The sequence below is a fragment of the Rhodobacter capsulatus genome (assembly GCF_003254295.1).
GTDB classification, from domain to species: domain Bacteria; phylum Pseudomonadota; class Alphaproteobacteria; order Rhodobacterales; family Rhodobacteraceae; genus Rhodobacter; species Rhodobacter capsulatus.
Genome location: NZ_QKZO01000003.1, coordinates 118,031 through 134,826 on the forward strand (window position 1 = coordinate 118,031; position 16,796 = coordinate 134,826).

Sequence of the window (16,796 nt, forward strand, 5' to 3'; positions counted from 1 at the left end):
TCAAGGAAAGGGTTCCAATGCGCGATACACTCAACAAGTCTCTTGAAGTGCTGATCTGGATCGCCACCACGCTGATGGTGGTGGGCGCGTGCTATCTGGGCGCGATGGTGATCCGGCTTTCGGGGGTGCCTGGCGTCCCGGACCCCTCCTGGGTGATGGTCTTCGGCTTTTTGATGATCATCTTCGGGGTCACGATGTCCTTCGTGTTTGCGGGCATCTGCTTTCAGATCATGGATATCCGCACCTTCACCAAACACGCCGCCTTTGCGCTGCGCATGCCGCAAAAACGTTGAGCGGGGGGACAAGGATGTCCGCTGGGACGCAAGTGCTGAAACCCGGATCGGTGGTGCAGGACAGCTATCGGATCGAGTCCCTGCTGGGCGAGGGCGGCATGGGCGCCACTTACCGCGCGATCAATCTGGCCACGGGGCATCCGGTCGCGGTCAAGGTGATGTCGCCCGCTTTCGCGGCCAACCGGCAGGCGGTCGAGCTGTTTCGCCGGGAATCGACGCATTTGCGCGCGGTGCAGCACGAGGCGATCATTCGCTATGAAACCACCTTGCAGGACCGCGAGGGGCGCCTGTTCCTCGTGATGGAATTTGTCGATGGCAAGCCGCTGAAACACTATCTGGCGCGGGGGCAGCGGCTGGGTTCGGCCGATGTTCTCGGGCTTGGGCTGCGCCTGGCGCAGGGGCTTGACTGCATCCATGCGCTCGGTCTGGTGCATCGCGACATCGCGCCCGACAACATCCTGATTCCGGGCGACAACGTGAAAAAGGCCAAGCTGATCGACTTCGGTCTGGCCTCCGACACGATCGGCACCGACAAGTCGATCATCGGCACCGGGTTTGCGGGCAAACTCGACTTTTGCGCCCCCGAGCAATTCGGGTTGTTCGGCAACCGGGTCGGGGCGGCCACCGATTGCTATGCGCTCGGGCTGGTCTTGATGAAGGTGGCGGGGCTGGCCGTGCCCGGCGAGGGCAAGGGGCTGGCTGCGATCGAAGACCGGCGCGACGATATCGGGATCGACGGGACGCGGATCTCGGAACCGTTGTGCCGCGTGCTGGAGCGGCTGCTGGTCGCAGATCCGGCCGGACGCGCCACCGACCTTGTGCCGCTGTTCGAGCAGGCCCTGCTTGACACCGCGCACCGGCTGGACAAGACCCCCGCCGCCAAAGCGCCGCCGCCCTCTGCCGTCCCGCCCCTGCCGCCTGCGGTCGAACCGGCCGCCGGGAAGGCGAATGCCCGTGCAGGCCTGCTGATCGCGCTTGGCCTTGTCGTTCTTCTGGCGCTTGGCGGCGCGGGTTTTGCGCTGATGGGCCAGCACGGGTCCGCCAGATCCGATGCCGTCGCCCTGGCGGGGCAGGCCCTGCAGGACGACGATCCGATGGCACGGGTCGATGCGCTGATCGCCACGGGGGGCGCGGACAATCTCAATGCGGCGCTGGGCAGTCTGATGAAGCTGGCCAACGACCCGGTTCAACCGCTCGAGATCCGCCGCGAGGCGACGCTTGCCATTGCCCGGATGTATGATCCGGCAACGCATGACCCGGCCCGGTCCCCGTTTGCCGCGCCCGATCCGGCTGCGGCGCAGCGATTTTACCAGAAGGCGGCAGCGCTGACCGAAGATGCCGCCGCGCAAGCAAGGGTTTCGCCATGACGCTGTTGCGCTTTTCCGCGCTGATCCGCTGCGCGCTCCTGGGCCTTGGGCTGCCGCTTTGCAGCCTGGCCCTGGCCTGCCCGTCGCGCGCCGAGACGCCGCTTTTGATGGAGGGCAAGACCAGCCTGCATCAGCGGGTGCTGATCCGCGAGATCACGCCGCGGCACAGCGCCCCGGACCAGCCCTTGCCCGACAGGCTCAAACCGCTGCAGGCGTTCTATGTCTATGCCCGGGAGGGCGATTGGCTGAAGGTCGGGGCCGAGGAGACCGGCGCGGATCTGTTCTGGGTCAGGGCCTCTGCCACGACCGATTGGAAGCAGAACATCGTTGCGACGCTTGAAGGATCGGAAAACCTCGGGCGGCTGCTGTTCTTTGACGGCTATGACAGCGCCTATGGCGTCGTGGAGGCCGAGGACCCGGCCCTTGCGGCTGCGGCCTTGCGCGCCGAAGCCGAGGCTGCCGAGGCCGGTGGCCCGCGCTCCGAACGGTTGGTCGCGCTCGGGCCGCGCACGACGGTGGACATGCGGCGCAATCTTTACGTCATGCCGATCCTCTCCTCGGAAGAGGCGGTGTTCGAAAACGGGAATTTCGTCAACCTGTTGCAGGTTGCCGTGGCACGGGCGAACCCGGACCGGGCGGAGGCGCCCTCCGCTTCCGCGGCGGCCCCCGCCCCCTTGACGGCCGCGGACGAGGTTCCGCTTGAGGACGGGGAGGCCCCGGCTCCTGCCGCGCCGGGCTCCGGCTATCGCGCCGGGGTCGTTTTCGTTGTCGACACGACGATATCGATGCAGCCCTACATTGATGCCACCCGCGCGGCGCTGACGGAAATCTATGCGCAGGCGGGGCGATCGGGGGCCTCGGACAAGTTCGCCTTCAGTCTGATCGGCTTTCGCGACGATGCGGCCGCGGTGCCGGGTCTTGACTATCAGACCCGCACCTTCGTCACCTTGCAAGATGGCGCTTCGCCGGAGAAGTTCCTGGCCGGCATGGAAGAGATGACCGAGGCCCGGGTTTCCACGCGCAGTTTCCGCGAGGATTCCTACGCCGGGATCGATCAGGCGATCAGCGCGATCGACTGGACCGGGTTCGGGGCGCGGTTCATCGTGCTTGTCACCGATGCGGGCCCGCGCGAGGCGGGCGATCCGCTTTCTGCCACCGGGCTGAGCGCCGAAGGGTTGAGCGCGCTGGCGCGCGAACGGGCGCGGGCGGCCATCATGGTGATGCATCTGCGCACCCCCAAGGGGGCGAAAGACCACGCCACCGCCGAGGCCGCCTATCGTCGCCTTGCCGCGCAACCCAATGGTGATCCGCTGTATTTTCCGATCGAGCAGGGAACCCCCGAGATCTATCGGCAAAAGGCCCATGACGTGGGCGCCTTCATCGTCGATCAGGTGACGCGGTTTCAGGACGGCGCGTCGAACCTGCCCGATGCGCCCGGGGTCGCCGCAGAGCCCGCCCCTGCGGATGCGGGCCTGGCCGCGGTCGCCTCGGTCGGGCGCACCATGCATCTGGCCTGGCTTGGCTCGCAAAAAGGCGAAAAGGCCCCCGATGTGTTCGAGGCGGTGGTCGCCGATCGCGACTTCGACCGGCCCGGGCTCAAGCCCTTGTCGATCCGGGTGCTGATCAGCAAGTCCGAGTTGAGCGATTTGCAGGAGGCGCTGAAGATCATCGTCCAGTCCGCCGAGGACAATGTGATCGACCCCGACAAGTTCTTTGCGCAGGTTCTGGGGGCCGCGGCCGACATGAGCCGCAGCCCGGACAAGGTGAAACGCCGCGCCGATGCCAGCCTTGCCGATGTCACGGCGATCAGCGAATATCTTGAGGGGCTGCCCTACAAGTCGCGGATCATGGCGATCACCAACGACGACTGGCTTCGTCTGTCGATTTCCGAACAGCAGACCGTGGTGAACGAGCTGCATGAAAAGATCGAGCGCTACAGCCGTTACAACGAGGCCACCGATGCCTGGGTGGATTATCTGGGCACCGGGGCCGGAGCCGCGGCGCTGGTCTATCCGATGCGGCTTGACGATTTGCCCTGAGCCGTCGCGCAGGGCTTGCGCGGGCGGCAAGGGCAGCCCCTGCAAGACCCGGCAGCGCGCCGAGACCGAAGCCGCGATCGCAGTTGCAGCGATACCGCCGGACCTTCTCGAAGACGTTCGAGCCGCCATCGGATGCAGGAGCGACGCCGCCTGATCCCCGACACTGTCCACAAGCCCTGGGGCGGGGGAAAACCTCGACCGCTTTCCCGTCACAGGCGAGTCGGCCGAACCGGAAAGCCGCATGTGTCACACACGCCGGACTGCGCCACACACCTTCGGGCTGCGGGTCGCGCAGCCAGACCAGGCACGGTTGCGCCCAGTCGTCGAGGCTGATCTCGGCCGTGTCTTTCGGCCCGAACTCCAGCGCGGCATGGATCGCCGCCCCGATCTGGCGCGCGGTGTCGGCACCGTCTTCCTGCGCCCAGATGTGCAGCGTCACGAACACCCGCGCGAGACGCTGCGAACCGGCCGCGCAGCCCAGGAACTCGGTGCGGGCATCGCCCAGCACCACCGAAGGCAGGCGCTCGGGGCGGATGCTGCCTGCGCGAATGTTCGCGGGCTGCACATGGGCCAGCACCTCGGGCGCGGTGATCAGCGCCGCGCGCACCGCGGTTTGAAAGGCAAGAGCCGGGTCAAGCATGATCCCCCCCTTGCGCGGCTTTGCGCACGGCTTGACCGATCGCGCGGGCGATCCGGCGCCGGGCGCGATCCTCGGTCAGACGCGCGGCGGGCAGAAGGAAGGGCTGCGCCGCGGTGCCGGGGTGCTGCGTGCCCGCGAATTGCCCGGCGTTCACATGCGGCTTCGTGCCGAACTCGAAAAGGTGGCCGTGTCGCTGTTCGGGGTTGCCCACCGTGATAAGCGCCTGATTGCCCCCCGCGATGCGACGGCCGCCGCCTTCGGCATAAGCCGGGGTCTCGGCGCCGGGCGGGGTCACGACGATCGACGCCTTCAGATCACCCTCGGCCTCGGGGGCAAGGCTGCGCGCGGTGGCGGCAAGGTCTTCGGCCGCCTGCACCACGGCGGGGCGCAGGGATTCCAGAACGGTTGCGGGAATCGCTTCAAGGCGCCGCGCCAGCCGGGCGGCTTGGGCGTTCAGGTCCAGCTCGGCCATGTCAGACCACCCAGACCCGATGAGGTTGCAAGAGGTCATGCACCCCGAATGGCACGGCATAGGGCGCACCCCCGGCCTGCGCGGCCTCGCGGGCCTCATACCAGAAGGCGGCCAGCATCAGCACCGCTTGCCGGATCGCGGCCGGAAGGGGCTCGGTCAGCGGCGCACCGATGAAGCTTGCGACATGGGCTTCGGCTGCGTCGATCTGGTGCGACAAAAGCGCATCATCAAGGTCGTGGTCGATGTTGAGCTGGGCTTTCAGCTCGGGCACGGTAACGAAAGGCATACTCGAAAACTCGTCAAGAAAGGCATGCGTGATAATGTAACACATGCCTTCAACGGTTTGAAGAGTCTGCGAAAAAGTTATTTAGCGCCCATCCTGCGCAGACCTCCCCCCGCCGGTCCGGGGAAGGTTCCGCAAAATCAATGACACGCCCGGCACATAAGGTTGTGCGTTTATGCCCGGGGTTTCCACTCTTGCGCCAGAGAATCTATTGGTCGCAACTTGAGGATCTTTGGCCTGTTCTCTATCGAAATTCTTTTGCCCTGATATGACAAGTGAAATAGAAATCTAAATTCTCTCTCGGACTCAAATGATCTGGGTTTAATAAATGGAATGCTCTCCTTCAGGGCTCTCACTTCAGATACGGGGAAGTCTTCTTCGCATGTTGCAATAATGACTCTGTCCCTATAAGTGACGGGGCGCATTTCCGCATTTAATGACAGCCCTCTCTGTATCTCTTGAAGACTCTTTGTGTCTCTTATGGTTGCGGGGAGATCAAGCAAATCAACGCTTTCCCAAAGCAATTGCGCAATATATGTCGCAAAGTCGGTAACCTTTTCACCCGGTATGGTCCACTTGGAGTTGTGAGCACAAGAAATATTTCCGGCCGCGTCTGAAGTGGTTGATACGCAAAAGACCCAGCAATTCGCGTAGGAGGCTGCAATGCTGGCTTCGCGGATGGAAAATATTCCGTTGGAAAACTGCATTTGACCAATATGCACATTTCTGGCGATATCTCCGCCGATTTCAGAAATCCATTCATTTGAAACTGGCGTTAAATCAGGAAATCGAATCTTATAATCTAACGTCCCCTCTCCTTCATCCCTAAGGTGAGCATTTTCTTCATCTCTAAAGCCCCAAAGAGTTCCAACCCTAATAGTATTGCAGCCATTGAAGATATTATGCTCCGGTGCGCAAAATTTGAACAAGCCGGGAGGTGCAAAGCTTACGAGTGACATAAAAGAGACTCCAGAAATGGCCTGCAATTTTGCATTATCTTGATTAAATTTTGCGAGAGTCAACAATTTTTGCGCGCGGCCGCTCCGATCTCAGATCCTTTGATAGATTCTCCCGCATCCGGGCAATCACGGCTCCCATGTCCACCCCGGCCAGTGCGCAGACCATTGCAAGGTCGCGACTCGGCCGGGTCAGGTAGTCGCGCGCCTCGCGCATGATCAGGGCTTTGTCGGCGGGCTTGGGCACATGGCGCGGCCCTTTGGTCGCGTCTTCCACCGTGCGATAAAGCACCTCAAGCCACAGGTTCCGCTCGGGGTTCCGGCGTGCAGGCGCCTCAAACATCGCCCGCCCGCTCTTGCCTTTGCTTCACCCGGTCATGGCAGGGCTTGCAGAGCGCTTGCCAGTTGTAGCGGTCCCAGAAGAGCGCCTTGTTCCCCCGGTGCGGGGTGATGTGATCGACCACGCTCGCCACCGCCCCGCAGAGCGCGCAACAGGGGTGGCAAAGCAGGAACGCCGCGCGCTCTTTTTCCCAATCAGTCGTGTAACCGCGCTCGCGGGCCGAGGGGCGTTTTGCATCGTGGCGGCGCTTGCGGGCGCGGTCGGCGTCTTTCTGGCAAGTGCAGCGCGCGCCACAAGGTGGCCACAGGCGCAGATATGGGGCGGGCGGGGCATGTCAGGTCATCGCTTTCAGACGGCGCAGGCCCTCGCGGTCCAAGGCCGGGTCGAAGCCCAGCTCTTCGATCTCGCGCAGTCGCGCGGGGGTGTATCCGCCTTCCCTCGGAACGTATCGAACAACTGCGCCAGATCGCCGAGGCGAGGCACACCACCATTGCCGAAGTGATCGCCCGGTTCGTCCGGTCAGAGATCGCGGCTGGCACCATCCCGGCGACTGTGCCCGGTGTCGTCGTGCAAAGGACAGGCGCCGAAATCATCATCACCGCAAACGGCTTTGACGCTGCCGTGCCGATGGATCAAGGCCCGACGCTTGCAGATGTGCTTAAAGGGGCCGCGACCCTCTCGGTCGATCCCGAGCGCAAGAAGCAATGGCTCGAAGGGCTCGCCGCGCTGTCGGGTATTCAGGTCAAACGCGCGGGCAATGGCTTGAAGCTTGTCTCCGGCCTCACCAAACGAGAGTTCCCTCTCGCACTCGACGTTGCGGTTGACCTTGGCGAAGCAATCGCGCGCGCGGCCGAACAAGAAAGGGGCGACGCTGCAACGCCGCCCCGCCCGATGAAGGTTTATGCGATAATATAACGCCATGACAGCCAACAACGAAAGGCAAGCGCCTGCATGGAAAACGGCTAAGCTCGAAGCGCTGCTGGCCGACATCAAGGCCGAGAATGAGCGAAAGCGCGCAGAACGTAACGCGAGACGGTGGAAGGAAGAGCGCGATCCTGTCGCCTATGAGAAACAAAAGAAAGATCAGCGCGCTACCTATGCGGCTAGGAAAGGCGAAGCCGAGCTTCGACGTGCCGAAGCTGAAGCCAAGGTCGCGCGGATCAAGCGCGATCTTGTTCTGAAATCGCTCGAACGCGACGAAGCCGATGACGCCCTTGCGCAGAGACCACCGGACCTTCTCGAAGACGTTCTTGCCGCCGTCGAACGCAGGCTCGAAGCCGCCTGATCCCCGGCGTTATCATCAAGCACGCGGGCGGGGTGAAAACCTCGCCCGTTTTCATGTCACAGGCGAGTCGGCCCAACCGGAAAGCCCATGTGTTACACACGCCAGACTGTAACACACAGCCGACCAAAACCACACCTAAGCCGTCGATTATAAATGGAAATTCGGATTGGTCGGGGCGGCGAGATTCGAACTCACGACCTTCTGTACCCAAAACAGACGCGCTACCAGGCTGCGCTACGCCCCGCTTTGCCTTCCATAACGGCAGCGGCGGGCGCTGAAAAGGGGAAATGCCTCAGTCAAGCGGCGCAACGCGTTGACCGGGGCTCAGCCCCAGCGCCGTCGCCTGCCCGCCCGCGATCTCCAGCACGTAAAGCACCGGACCGGCCGACCAGATCGGCGTGTCATCATAGGGACGGGCGTTTTCCTTCAGCGACTCGATGCGGCCCGCGGCGTCGATGAACAGCATGTCAAGCGGCAGCGGCGTGTCATGCATCCAGAAGGCCACCCGCCGCGGCGTCGGATAGACGAAAATCATCCCGGTGCCGGGGGGCAGATCCCGCCGCCCCATCAGGCCGCGTTCGCGCTCGGCCTCGGTATCGGCGATCTCGACGCTGAGCCGTACCGGACCCTTTGCGCCCTCGATGCACAAGACCGCGGGCCCCTGCCCCTGCCGGGCCGCCGCGAAACCGGCCCGGTCGCACTCCGCGCCCAAGGCCGCCCCGGCCCAGACCAGAGCCAGCGCCGACAGCCCGAACAACCGGCTCAGCGCGCGCGCAGCGCCGCTTCCCAGCTTGTGATCTGCGCCGCCATCCGGCCGCGCCGCCCCTCGATCACCCGCAGACATAGCGCCTCTCCCGGCGCCAGATCGGCGAATCCCGAACGGCGCAGCACTTCGACATGGATGAACACATCTTCGGGCCGCCCGAAGACATTTGCAAAGCCAAATCCCTTGCCCTTGTCGAACCACTTCACCCGCGCCGGTTCCAGCGGCAGCGCCGCGATCACCTCGGGGTCGGTCTCGCCCAGATCCTCGATCGGCGCCAGCCGGGTGTCGGTCTCGGGCGGCGAGATTTCCAGCACCTCGACCGCCTGCGCGCCGCGCGGCGTCGCCTGCACCAGCACGCGGATGCCCGCATTGTCGGCCACCGAGCTTTGTCCGAAATTGCGCAGCACGTTGGCGTGGAGCAGAATGTCCGGTCCGCCCTCACCGTCGAGGATGAAGCCGAAGCCCTTGCCCGCGTCGAACCATTTCACCCGACCCGCGACTTCACGCGCCGCGCCCGTTTCGTCAACCATCCGCTGCCGTCCATTTTCTGATGCGCCGGGACTGTGGAGGTCCGCCAGAGCGCTGCAGACCAGTTGTCACAGGTTGGCAACCGGATTCAAGCTGATTTGGCTTGTCTTTTTGGGCAGGCTGCACTTGGCGAAGCGTGAAATGCAGCCAATTTGAGCGGCATTTCAGGCTGACGCCGCGTCAGGATCAGGGGTTCAGCCGGAGGATTTCCCAGGCGGCGCCCGGCGCGGCGCGGTGCCAGCGGAACCGGTCATGCAGCCGGAAGGCGCCATCGGCCCAGAATTCGATCTCGAGCGGCACGATCCGGAAGCCGCCCCAGAACGGCGGGCGCGTCGGCGCGGTGCCATGCGCCGCCGTCACCTTCGCCACCTCGGCCATCAGCGCCGTGCGCGAGGCGAGCGGTTCACTTTGCCGCGACGCCCAGGCGCCCAGCCGCGATTTCAGCGACCGCGAGGCGTAATAGGCATCCGCCTGCGCCCCCTCCTCACGCGTGACCAGCCCGCGCACGCGGATCTGACGGCGCAGGCTTTTCCAGTGCATCACGAAAGCGGCCTTGCCCGCCGCGGTGATCTCGGCCGACTTTGCAGAGCCGTAATTGGTGTAGAATAGGAACGCCCCGCCCGAGGGCGCGTCCCGCCCCTCGATCTCTTTCAGCAGCACCATGCGGACATTCGGCAGCCCCTCGGCATCGACGGTGGCCAGCGCGATCGCATTCGGGTCGTTGATCTCGGTCTTTTCGGCCTCGATCAGCCAGGATTGCGCCAGGGCAAAGGGATCCTCGCCCGCGAAGATGCCGGTTCTGTCGCTCATGTCCTGCCCTTTCCCTGAAGGATGCGACGCCAAGGCGCCGTTGCCCCGACGTCAACCCGCCTTGCTGACTTTGCAATCTTCGCCTAAGGAAGGCGCACTTTCCAGAGGCAAGCAGGAGAATCCAGATGACGGCAGGCTTGATGGCGGGAAAACGGGGCCTGATCATGGGGCTCGCCAATGACAAGTCGATCGCCTGGGGCATCGCCAAGGCGCTTGGCGAGGCGGGGGCCGAGCTGGCCTTTTCCTATCAGGGCGAGGCGCTGAAAAAGCGCGTCGAGCCGCTGGCCGCAAGCCTTGGCACGCCGCTTCTGTTCGAATGCGACGTGGCGAACGAAGACAGCATGGATGCGCTCTTTGCCGGTCTCAAGGACGCCTGGGGGACGCTCGATTTCGTCGTCCATGCGATCGGGTTCTCCGACAAGAACGAGCTGCGCGGCCGCTATGTCGACACCTCGCGCGGCAACTTCACCATGACGATGGACATTTCGGTCTATTCCTTCACCGCCGTCTGCGCCCGCGCGGCCGCGATGATGCCGGCGGGGGGCTCGCTTCTGACGCTGACCTATTACGGCGCCGAACAGGTGATGCCGCATTACAACGTGATGGGCGTGGCGAAAGCCGCGCTCGAGGCTTCGGTGAAATATATCGCCGAGGATCTGGGCAAGCTTGGCATCCGCTGCAACGCGATCTCGGCCGGGCCGATCAAGACGCTGGCGGCCAGCGGCATCGGCGATTTCCGCTACATCATGAAGTGGAACGAGCTGAATTCGCCGCTGCGCCGCAACGTGACCCAGGAAGAGGTCGGCAAGGCCGCGCTTTACCTGCTCTCGGATCTGGGCTCGGGCACCACGGGCGAGAACCTGCATGTCGATGCGGGCTATCATGTCGTCGGCATGAAGGCGGTGGATGCGCCCGATATCGACGTGGTGACGGGGCGCAAGGACTGAGATGAGCTTCGCCGCCTTCTTCGGCATCTACATGATTTCGTTGGCGGCGGCGATCTCTCCGGGTCCGGCGGTGCTTCTGGCCGCCCGCACCTCGCTGCGCGAGGGCTTCGTGCGCGGCGCCTGGCTGGCCGTCGGCATCGGCCTTGGCGCCTGCATCTGGGCGGTGGCGGCGATGTTCGGGCTGGCGATCCTGTTCAGGATCGCCCCCACCCTGCTCACCGTGCTGAAATTCGCGGGGGCGGGCTATCTGCTTTATCTGGCGTACAAGATGTGGCGCCATTCGGCAGAGCCGATGTCGATGGACCTGCCCGAAGACGACGCGAAGCGCACCGCGCTCGGCCAAGTCTGGCGCGGCATCGCGGCGCAACTGGCCAATCCGAAACCGGCCGTCTTCTTCGGCACGGTGTTTCTGACCTTCCTGCCGCCGGTGCTGCCTTTCTGGGCTTACGGCGTCATTTTGGGCATCATCTTCTTCAACGACACGGTCTGGAACGTGCTGGTGGCGCGGATCTTCTCGCTCGACCGGACACGGGCCGCCTATCTGGGGCTGAAGACGCTGATCGACCGCATTTTCGGCGGGCTTCTGGGGCTGATGGGCCTGAAGCTTGCCCTGACCTGAGGAGGCATCCATGGCCGAACGTTTGCCGCACGAAAAAGGCTTTCACGTCAGCTGGGACCAGCTGCACCGCGACGCGCGGGCGCTGGCCTGGCGGCTGGATGGCAAGGGGCCGGACAATGGCGCCTGGAAGGCGATCGTCGGCATCACCCGCGGCGGCATGGTCCCCGCGGCGATCATCGCGCGCGAGCTGAACATCCGCATCATCGACACGATCTCGGTCAAGGGCTATAACCACCAGACCCAATCGGACCCGGTGGTGATCAAGGCGCCGCAGGATGATCTGATGGGCGCCGACGGCGAGGGCATCCTGGTGATCGACGATCTGGTCGACTCGGGCCGGACGCTGGAGCTGGTGCGCCGCCTTTACCCCAAGGCGCATTTCGCCACCGTCTATGCCAAGCCCAAGGGCCGCGAACAGGTCGACACTTTCATCACCGAAGTCTCGCAAGACACCTGGATCTTCTTTCCCTGGGACATGGCGCTGCAATACGTCCAGCCCTATCGCGGCACCGACTGAGCCTCGCCCCCCCCCCCCGCGAAAGGGCGTATTTGCACCAAGAAAAAGCAGCCGGTTTTTTCTTGGTGCAAATACGCGCCCGCCGCAGGCGTCCCACCCTTGCCAAGGGCGCAAGCGAATGGAAGGGTGGCGCGACCCTGACCGGAGCCCGCGATGATCCAGCCGCTGAACCCCGCGCTTGCCGCTACCTTTGCCCCCCCGGTGATGGAGGCGCGGCGCTGGCTGGAAGGGGTGACCTTCCCGCCCGGGCGGCCCCTGATCAACGTCTCCCAGGCCGCGCCCGTCGATCCGCCGCCCTTGGCGCTGCGCCAGGCGATCGCCGAAGCCGCGCTTGATAATCCCGCCGCGCATCTTTACGGCCCCGTCCTTGGCAACGGCGATCTGCGCGCCGAGGTGGCGGCGCAATGGTCCCTGGCCTATGGCGGCGCGATCCGCCCGGCGCAGGTCGCGATCACCCAGGGCTGCAATCAGGCCTTTTGCGCGGCGATTGCCACGCTGGCGGGTGCAGGCGATGAAGCTCTTCTGCCAACGCCTTGGTATTTCAACCATAAAATGTGGCTCGACATAGCGGGGGTGCGCGCCGTACCGCTGCCCACCGGGCCGGGGCTGTTGCCCGACCCGGATCATGCAGCGGCGCTGATCACCCCTGCCACCCGCGCCATCGTGCTGGTCACGCCGAACAACCCGGGCGGCGTCGAATATCCGGCCGCGCTGGTGCGCGCCTTTGCCGATCTGGCCCGCCGTCACGGCCTGGCGCTGATCCTTGACGAAACCTACCGCGATTTCGACGCCCGCACGGGCGCGCCGCATGATCTCTTCGCCGATCCTGATTGGGACGATACGCTGATCCAGCTATATTCGTTTTCCAAGGCCTATCGGCTGACCGGCCACCGCGTCGGCGCGATGATCGCCAGCCCCGCGCGGCTGGCCGAGGTCGAAAAATTCCTCGATACCGTCGCGATCTGCCCCGGCCAGCTGGGCCAGATCGCAGCACTTTGGGGGATGCGCCACCTGCGCGACTGGGTCGCGGGCGAGCGCGCTGAGATCCTGTCGCGCCGCGCCGCGATCACCGCGGGGCTCGCCGCCCTGCCCGGCTGGACGACGCTCGGCTGTGGCGCCTATTTCGCCTATGTCACCCATCCCTCGCCCCTGCCCGCGCCCGACTTTGCCAAACGCCTTGTCACCGAAGCCTCGGTGCTGCTTTTGCCCGGCACGATGTTCATGCCCGCAACCGACCCGGCAGGCGCGCGGCATCTGCGCATCGCCTTTGCCAATATCGACACCGCGGGGATCGCGGAATTGATGAGACGGCTTGCCGCCCTGACCCCGTGACGCTTGCGGCCCCGCGCCCAAAGCCCTAAACACCGCAAAAGACCAGAAAACCCCGGGAGGTCCGATGTCGACGATGCTGCGCAGCTCTGGCAAGAGCGTGACGGTCTGGGTGCTTCTGGCGATGATCGTGCTGGGGCTTGGCGGCTACCAGGTCGGGAATTTCTCGAACCGCGGCCAGAGCATCGGCGCGGTGGGCGAGAGCGAGATCACCGCGCGCGACTATGCGCAGGCGCTGCGCCAGGAAATCAACGCCGTCGCGGCGCAGATCGGCCATGCGCCCAGCATGTCCGAGGTCCGGGCGATGGGGCTGGATCAGGTCGTGCAGGCGCAGCTTTTCAACACCGCGGCGCTGAGCGAACAGGCGCGCAGGCTGGAGCTGTCGGTCGGCGATGCCGAGGTGAGCCGTCAGATCCGCGCCGCGCGGCCGTTTCAGGGCGCCACTGGCAGCTTCGAGCGCGAAACCTACCGCGAGGTGCTGCGCCGCGAGGGCCTGACCGAAACGGAATTCGAAACCCGGTTGCGCGCCGATATCGCGCGCTCGATCCTGCAGGGCGCGGTGGCGGGCGGCGTGCAGGCCCCGGCGGCGCTGCTTGATGGCTATGTCGGCTATCTGGGCGAGACCCGCGACGTCACCTTTGCCGAGATCCCCGCGGAGGGAATCGCCCCGGCCAGCCCCGATGCGGCGGTGCTGAAAGCCCATTACGACGCGCATCTTGCCGAATTCACCCGGCCCGAAACCCGCGAGATCTCCTATGTCTGGCTGACGCCCGAGATGCTCAGGGACGGCATCGCCGTGGACGAGGCGCAGCTGCGCGCCACCTATGACGAACGCAAGTCGGACTACATCCAGCCCGAACGGCGCAGGCTGTCGAAGCTGGTCTTCCCGACCAGGACCGAGGCCGAGGCGGGGATGGCGAAGATCGCCGCGGGCGAGGCCAGCCTGAGCGATCTGGCGAAGGAGCGCGGGCTGAGCGCAGCCGACATCGACCTTGGCGATGTCTCGCAAGACGAGATCGGCGGCGCGGCGGGCGAAGCGGTCTTTGCCCGGACCAGCCCCGGCGTCATCGGCCCCTATGAGACCGACCTTGGCCCGGCGCTGTTCGACTTTCAGGCGGTGACGCCGAGCGAGACCACCACTTTCGAGGAAGCCCGCGGCGATATCGCGGCGGAGCTGGCGATGGAAAAGGCGCGCCGGATGATCGGCGACATGACCTCGGATCTGGAGGACCGTCTGGCCTCGGGCGCGACGCTTGAGGACATGGTCAAGGAAACGAAGATGCAGGCGGGCAAGATCTCGATGGCCGCCGACAGCCGGGACGGCATCGCCGCCTATGACGCCTTCCGCGAGGCCGCCGCCAAGGCCACGACCGAGGATTTCCCGGAACTTGCGGTGCTGGAAGATGGCGGCGTCTTCGCGCTGCGGCTGGACGGGGTGACGGCGGCGGCGCCGATCCCCTTTGATCAGCTGCGCGACAAGGTCGAGGCCAGCTGGCGCAAGGCCGAGGTGGTGAAGGCGAAACAGGCGAAGGCCGAAGCGGCGGGCGCGACGGCTGTGGCCGGTCAGACCCTGGCGGCGCAGGGGCTGGAGGAGAAATCCGCCCCCGATCTGCCGCGCGGCGGCTTTGTCGAAGGCGCGCCGCAGGGCCTTGCCCAGACCGCTTTCGCGACGGCTGCGGGGCAATCCGCGACCCTGACCGAGGGCGAGAAGGTCTTCGTTCTGCTGGTGCGCGCGGTGAAACCGGCCGATCTGGCCGATCCCGAACTCGTGCAGCTGCGCAAGACCTTCGACACCCGTCTGGGCCAGATGATCGGCGCCGATCTGGCGGCCTTTTATGCCCGCGCCGCGCAGGCCGAGGCCGGGATCACCCTCGACAGCGCGATGATCGCTGCCGTGCAAGCGCAGTTTCAGTGACGGAGGCCGCGATGGTCGCGCTTTTCCCCGGTTATGACGCCTTCGAAACCGCCTGGGCCGCGGGCCGCAACCAGCTGGTCTATGCGCGGCTGGCGGCCGATCTGGACACGCCGGTGTCCTTGATGCTGAAGCTGGCGGATGCGCAAAAGAACAGCTTCATGCTGGAATCGGTGACCGGCGGCGAGGTTCGGGGCCGCTATTCGATCATCGGCATGAAGCCCGACGTGATCTGGGAATGCCGCGGCGAGCGGGCGCGGATCAACCGGCAGGCGCGGTTCGAGGACGGCTTCGAAGATCTGCCCGGCCATCCGTTCGAATCCCTGCGCGCGCTGATTGCCGAAAGCCGCATCGACATGCCCGAGGGCCTGCCCGCCGCGGCGGCGGGGCTGTTCGGCTATCTGGGCTATGACACGATCCGGCTGGTCGAGCATCTGCCGAACGTCAACCCCGATCCGCTGGGCGTGCCCGATGCGGTGCTGATGCGGCCCTCGGTCGTCGCGGTGCTCGATGGGGTCAAGGGCGATGTGATCCTCTGTGCGCCCGCGTTTCAGGGCTCGGGGCTTTCGGCGCGGGCGGCCTATGCGCAGGCCGCCGAACGGGTGATGGATGCGCTTCGCGATCTTGACCGCAGCCCGGCGCAGGGCCGCGAGATGGGTGAGGCGGCGCAGGTCGGGCCGCTGCAATCGAACTTCACCCCCGAGGGCTACAAGGCCGCGGTGGAAAAGGCGAAAGAGTATATTCGCGCGGGCGACATCTTTCAGGTCGTGCCCGCGCAGCGCTGGTCGGCGGATTTTCCGCTGCCGCCCTTTGCGCTCTACCGGAGCTTGCGGCGCACCAACCCCTCGCCCTTCATGTTTTTCCTGAATTTCGGCGGGTTCCAGATCGTCGGCGCCAGCCCCGAAATCCTGGTGCGGCTGCGCGACGGCGAGGTGACGATCCGCCCGATCGCGGGCACCCGCCCCCGCGGCGCGACGCCCGCGGAAGACAAGGCGCTGGAAGCCGATCTTCTGGCGGACAAGAAGGAACTGGCCGAGCATCTGATGCTGCTGGATCTGGGCCGCAACGATGTGGGCCGGGTGGCGAAGATCGGCACGGTGCGGCCGACCGAGAAATTCGTGATCGAGCGCTATTCCCACGTCATGCATATCGTCTCGAACGTGGTGGGGGAGCTGGCCGAGGGGGAAGATGCGCTTTCCGCGCTTCTGGCCGGTCTGCCCGCGGGCACGGTCTCGGGGGCGCCGAAGGTGCGGGCGATGGAGATCATCGACGAGCTGGAGCCGGAAAAGCGCGGCATCTATGGCGGCGGCGTGGGCTATTTTGCGGCGAATGGCGAAATGGACATGTGCATCGCGCTGCGCACCGCGGTGGTGAAGGATCAGACGCTTTACATCCAGGCGGGCGGTGGCGTCGTCTATGACAGCGACCCCGAGGCCGAGTTCCAGGAAACCGTGAACAAATCCAAGGCCCTGCGCCGCGCGGCGGAGGATGCGGGGCTGTTCGTGCGGCGGGCGAACCTCTAAGCCCGCCCGCGCCAAGGGCGTATTTGCGCCAAGAAAAAACAGCCTTCAAGACAGCCTTCCCTGCGGGGAGGGCTTTTTCTTGGCCGAAATACGCACCTGCGACCGCGGCGCCCGGGGCAACCCGTGGAAAGGGGCGTATTTGCGCCAAGAAGAAACCCATGCCGTTTCTT

19 protein-coding genes, 1 tRNA gene and 1 pseudogene are annotated in these 16,796 nt (G+C 65.2%); 11 read left to right on the forward strand and 10 right to left on the reverse strand.

The window, feature by feature from the left end; translation table 11 throughout:
- Positions 1-17 precede the first annotated feature (17 nt).
- The 3 genes from LY44_RS05165 to LY44_RS05175 are packed head-to-tail and all read left to right on the forward strand — an operon-like array spanning position 18 to position 3,699.
- Entirely contained in the window at positions 18-293 is a 276-nt protein-coding gene (locus LY44_RS05165) for a hypothetical protein (RefSeq protein WP_055209870.1), read from the forward strand.
- Positions 294-307: 14 nt separating this feature from the next.
- Complete coding sequence (locus tag LY44_RS05170) at positions 308-1,660, forward strand: serine/threonine-protein kinase (protein WP_055209871.1); 1,353 nt, start codon at positions 308-310, stop codon at positions 1,658-1,660.
- A complete protein-coding gene (locus LY44_RS05175; RefSeq protein ID WP_055209872.1) occupies positions 1,657-3,699 on the forward strand; it encodes a vWA domain-containing protein in 2,043 nt (680 codons plus the stop codon). Before LY44_RS05170 ends, LY44_RS05175 begins: the two co-directional genes overlap by 4 nt.
- A gap of 289 nt (positions 3,700-3,988) precedes the next feature.
- On the opposite strand, the pseudogene LY44_RS05180 reads toward LY44_RS05175, so the two are convergent.
- The 6 genes and pseudogenes from LY44_RS05180 to LY44_RS18505 form a co-directional block, all read right to left on the reverse strand.
- Positions 3,989-4,339: pseudogene (locus LY44_RS05180) on the reverse strand (DUF3168 domain-containing protein); the annotation flags it as partial.
- On the reverse strand, positions 4,332-4,811 hold the full coding sequence (locus LY44_RS05185; RefSeq protein ID WP_081024526.1) for an HK97 gp10 family phage protein: 480 nt from the start codon (positions 4,809-4,811) through the stop codon (positions 4,332-4,334). The pseudogene LY44_RS05180 and the gene LY44_RS05185, both read right to left, overlap by 8 nt.
- Position 4,812: 1 nt before the next feature.
- Positions 4,813-5,097, reverse strand: coding sequence for a head-tail connector protein (locus tag LY44_RS05190; RefSeq protein WP_055209886.1), 285 nt, complete (start codon positions 5,095-5,097; stop codon positions 4,813-4,815).
- 170 nt (positions 5,098-5,267) lie between these two features.
- The gene (locus tag LY44_RS17590) at positions 5,268-6,116 is read right to left on the reverse strand and encodes a hypothetical protein (protein ID WP_146707201.1); all 849 of its coding nucleotides are present in this window, start codon (positions 6,114-6,116) and stop codon (positions 5,268-5,270) included.
- The gene (locus LY44_RS05195; RefSeq protein ID WP_055209873.1) at positions 6,097-6,393 is read right to left on the reverse strand and encodes a hypothetical protein; all 297 of its coding nucleotides are present in this window, start codon (positions 6,391-6,393) and stop codon (positions 6,097-6,099) included. Before LY44_RS05195 ends, LY44_RS17590 begins: the two co-directional genes overlap by 20 nt.
- Positions 6,386-6,523, reverse strand: coding sequence for an HNH endonuclease (locus LY44_RS18505; protein WP_317617964.1), 138 nt, complete (start codon positions 6,521-6,523; stop codon positions 6,386-6,388). The genes LY44_RS05195 and LY44_RS18505 overlap by 8 nt, the downstream gene beginning before the upstream one ends.
- A gap of 365 nt (positions 6,524-6,888) precedes the next feature.
- Between LY44_RS18505 and LY44_RS05205 the strand changes: the two genes are divergently transcribed.
- Positions 6,889-7,305 (forward strand): hypothetical protein, encoded by a 417-nt coding sequence (locus tag LY44_RS05205; RefSeq protein ID WP_055209874.1) that lies wholly within the window; start codon positions 6,889-6,891, stop codon positions 7,303-7,305.
- 4 nt (positions 7,306-7,309) lie between these two features.
- Positions 7,310-7,675: a hypothetical protein gene (locus LY44_RS05210; RefSeq protein ID WP_055209875.1), complete on the forward strand. Its 366-nt coding sequence runs from the start codon at positions 7,310-7,312 to the stop codon at positions 7,673-7,675.
- A 167-nt stretch (positions 7,676-7,842) separates the two neighbouring features.
- Here LY44_RS05210 and LY44_RS05215 read toward each other — a convergent pair.
- The 4 genes from LY44_RS05215 to pdxH all read right to left on the reverse strand — a co-directional run bounded on the left by LY44_RS05215 (position 7,843) and on the right by pdxH (position 9,779).
- Positions 7,843-7,919 (reverse strand) — tRNA-Pro (locus tag LY44_RS05215).
- 48 nt (positions 7,920-7,967) lie between these two features.
- Complete coding sequence (locus tag LY44_RS05220; RefSeq protein WP_081024527.1) at positions 7,968-8,519, reverse strand: DUF192 domain-containing protein; 552 nt, start codon at positions 8,517-8,519, stop codon at positions 7,968-7,970.
- A complete protein-coding gene (locus LY44_RS05225; RefSeq protein WP_055209876.1) occupies positions 8,438-8,971 on the reverse strand; it encodes a cold-shock protein in 534 nt (177 codons plus the stop codon). The genes LY44_RS05220 and LY44_RS05225 overlap by 82 nt, the downstream gene beginning before the upstream one ends.
- A 184-nt stretch (positions 8,972-9,155) precedes the next feature.
- Positions 9,156-9,779: a pyridoxamine 5'-phosphate oxidase gene (gene pdxH, locus LY44_RS05230; protein WP_055209877.1), complete on the reverse strand. Its 624-nt coding sequence runs from the start codon at positions 9,777-9,779 to the stop codon at positions 9,156-9,158.
- 125 nt (positions 9,780-9,904) lie between these two features.
- Between pdxH and fabI the strand changes: the two genes are divergently transcribed.
- The 6 genes from fabI (at position 9,905) to trpE (ending at position 16,626) form a co-directional block, all read left to right on the forward strand.
- Entirely contained in the window at positions 9,905-10,726 is an 822-nt protein-coding gene (gene fabI, locus LY44_RS05235) for an enoyl-ACP reductase FabI (RefSeq protein ID WP_055209878.1), read from the forward strand.
- Position 10,727: 1 nt separating this feature from the next.
- Positions 10,728-11,345 carry a LysE family translocator gene (locus LY44_RS05240; protein ID WP_055209879.1) on the forward strand — a complete coding sequence of 206 codons (618 nt, stop codon included), beginning with the start codon at positions 10,728-10,730 and terminating at the stop codon, positions 11,343-11,345.
- A gap of 10 nt (positions 11,346-11,355) precedes the next feature.
- The gene (gene gpt / locus LY44_RS05245) at positions 11,356-11,862 is read left to right on the forward strand and encodes a xanthine phosphoribosyltransferase (protein ID WP_013068061.1); all 507 of its coding nucleotides are present in this window, start codon (positions 11,356-11,358) and stop codon (positions 11,860-11,862) included.
- Positions 11,863-12,015: 153 nt separating this feature from the next.
- A complete protein-coding gene (locus LY44_RS05250; RefSeq protein WP_055209880.1) occupies positions 12,016-13,194 on the forward strand; it encodes an aminotransferase in 1,179 nt (392 codons plus the stop codon).
- A 64-nt stretch (positions 13,195-13,258) separates the two neighbouring features.
- The gene (locus LY44_RS05255) at positions 13,259-15,106 is read left to right on the forward strand and encodes a SurA N-terminal domain-containing protein (RefSeq protein ID WP_081024528.1); all 1,848 of its coding nucleotides are present in this window, start codon (positions 13,259-13,261) and stop codon (positions 15,104-15,106) included.
- 11 nt (positions 15,107-15,117) lie between these two features.
- Positions 15,118-16,626, forward strand: a complete 1,509-nt coding sequence (gene trpE, locus LY44_RS05260) for an anthranilate synthase component I (RefSeq protein ID WP_055209888.1) — start codon at positions 15,118-15,120, stop codon at positions 16,624-16,626.
- Positions 16,627-16,796: the final 170 nt, after the last annotated feature.

Coding starts and splice junctions, on each gene's coding strand:
- LY44_RS05250 (WP_055209880.1), top strand. CDS start 12,016: ATGATCCAGCCGCTGAACCCCGCGCTTGCCGCTACCTTTGCCCCCCCG.
- pdxH (WP_055209877.1), bottom strand. CDS start 9,779: ATGAGCGACAGAACCGGCATCTTCGCGGGCGAGGATCCCTTTGCCCTG.
- LY44_RS05220 (WP_081024527.1), bottom strand. CDS start 8,519: ATGTCTGCGGGTGATCGAGGGGCGGCGCGGCCGGATGGCGGCGCAGAT.
- LY44_RS05185 (WP_081024526.1), bottom strand. CDS start 4,811: ATGGCCGAGCTGGACCTGAACGCCCAAGCCGCCCGGCTGGCGCGGCGC.
- LY44_RS05240 (WP_055209879.1), top strand. CDS start 10,728: ATGAGCTTCGCCGCCTTCTTCGGCATCTACATGATTTCGTTGGCGGCG.
- LY44_RS05225 (WP_055209876.1), bottom strand. CDS start 8,971: ATGGTTGACGAAACGGGCGCGGCGCGTGAAGTCGCGGGTCGGGTGAAA.
- trpE (WP_055209888.1), top strand. CDS start 15,118: ATGGTCGCGCTTTTCCCCGGTTATGACGCCTTCGAAACCGCCTGGGCC.
- LY44_RS05190 (WP_055209886.1), bottom strand. CDS start 5,097: ATGCCTTTCGTTACCGTGCCCGAGCTGAAAGCCCAGCTCAACATCGAC.
- LY44_RS05255 (WP_081024528.1), top strand. CDS start 13,259: ATGTCGACGATGCTGCGCAGCTCTGGCAAGAGCGTGACGGTCTGGGTG.
- LY44_RS05210 (WP_055209875.1), top strand. CDS start 7,310: ATGACAGCCAACAACGAAAGGCAAGCGCCTGCATGGAAAACGGCTAAG.
- LY44_RS05170 (WP_055209871.1), top strand. CDS start 308: ATGTCCGCTGGGACGCAAGTGCTGAAACCCGGATCGGTGGTGCAGGAC.
- LY44_RS05165 (WP_055209870.1), top strand. CDS start 18: ATGCGCGATACACTCAACAAGTCTCTTGAAGTGCTGATCTGGATCGCC.
- LY44_RS05195 (WP_055209873.1), bottom strand. CDS start 6,393: ATGTTTGAGGCGCCTGCACGCCGGAACCCCGAGCGGAACCTGTGGCTT.
- fabI (WP_055209878.1), top strand. CDS start 9,905: ATGACGGCAGGCTTGATGGCGGGAAAACGGGGCCTGATCATGGGGCTC.
- LY44_RS05175 (WP_055209872.1), top strand. CDS start 1,657: ATGACGCTGTTGCGCTTTTCCGCGCTGATCCGCTGCGCGCTCCTGGGC.
- gpt (WP_013068061.1), top strand. CDS start 11,356: ATGGCCGAACGTTTGCCGCACGAAAAAGGCTTTCACGTCAGCTGGGAC.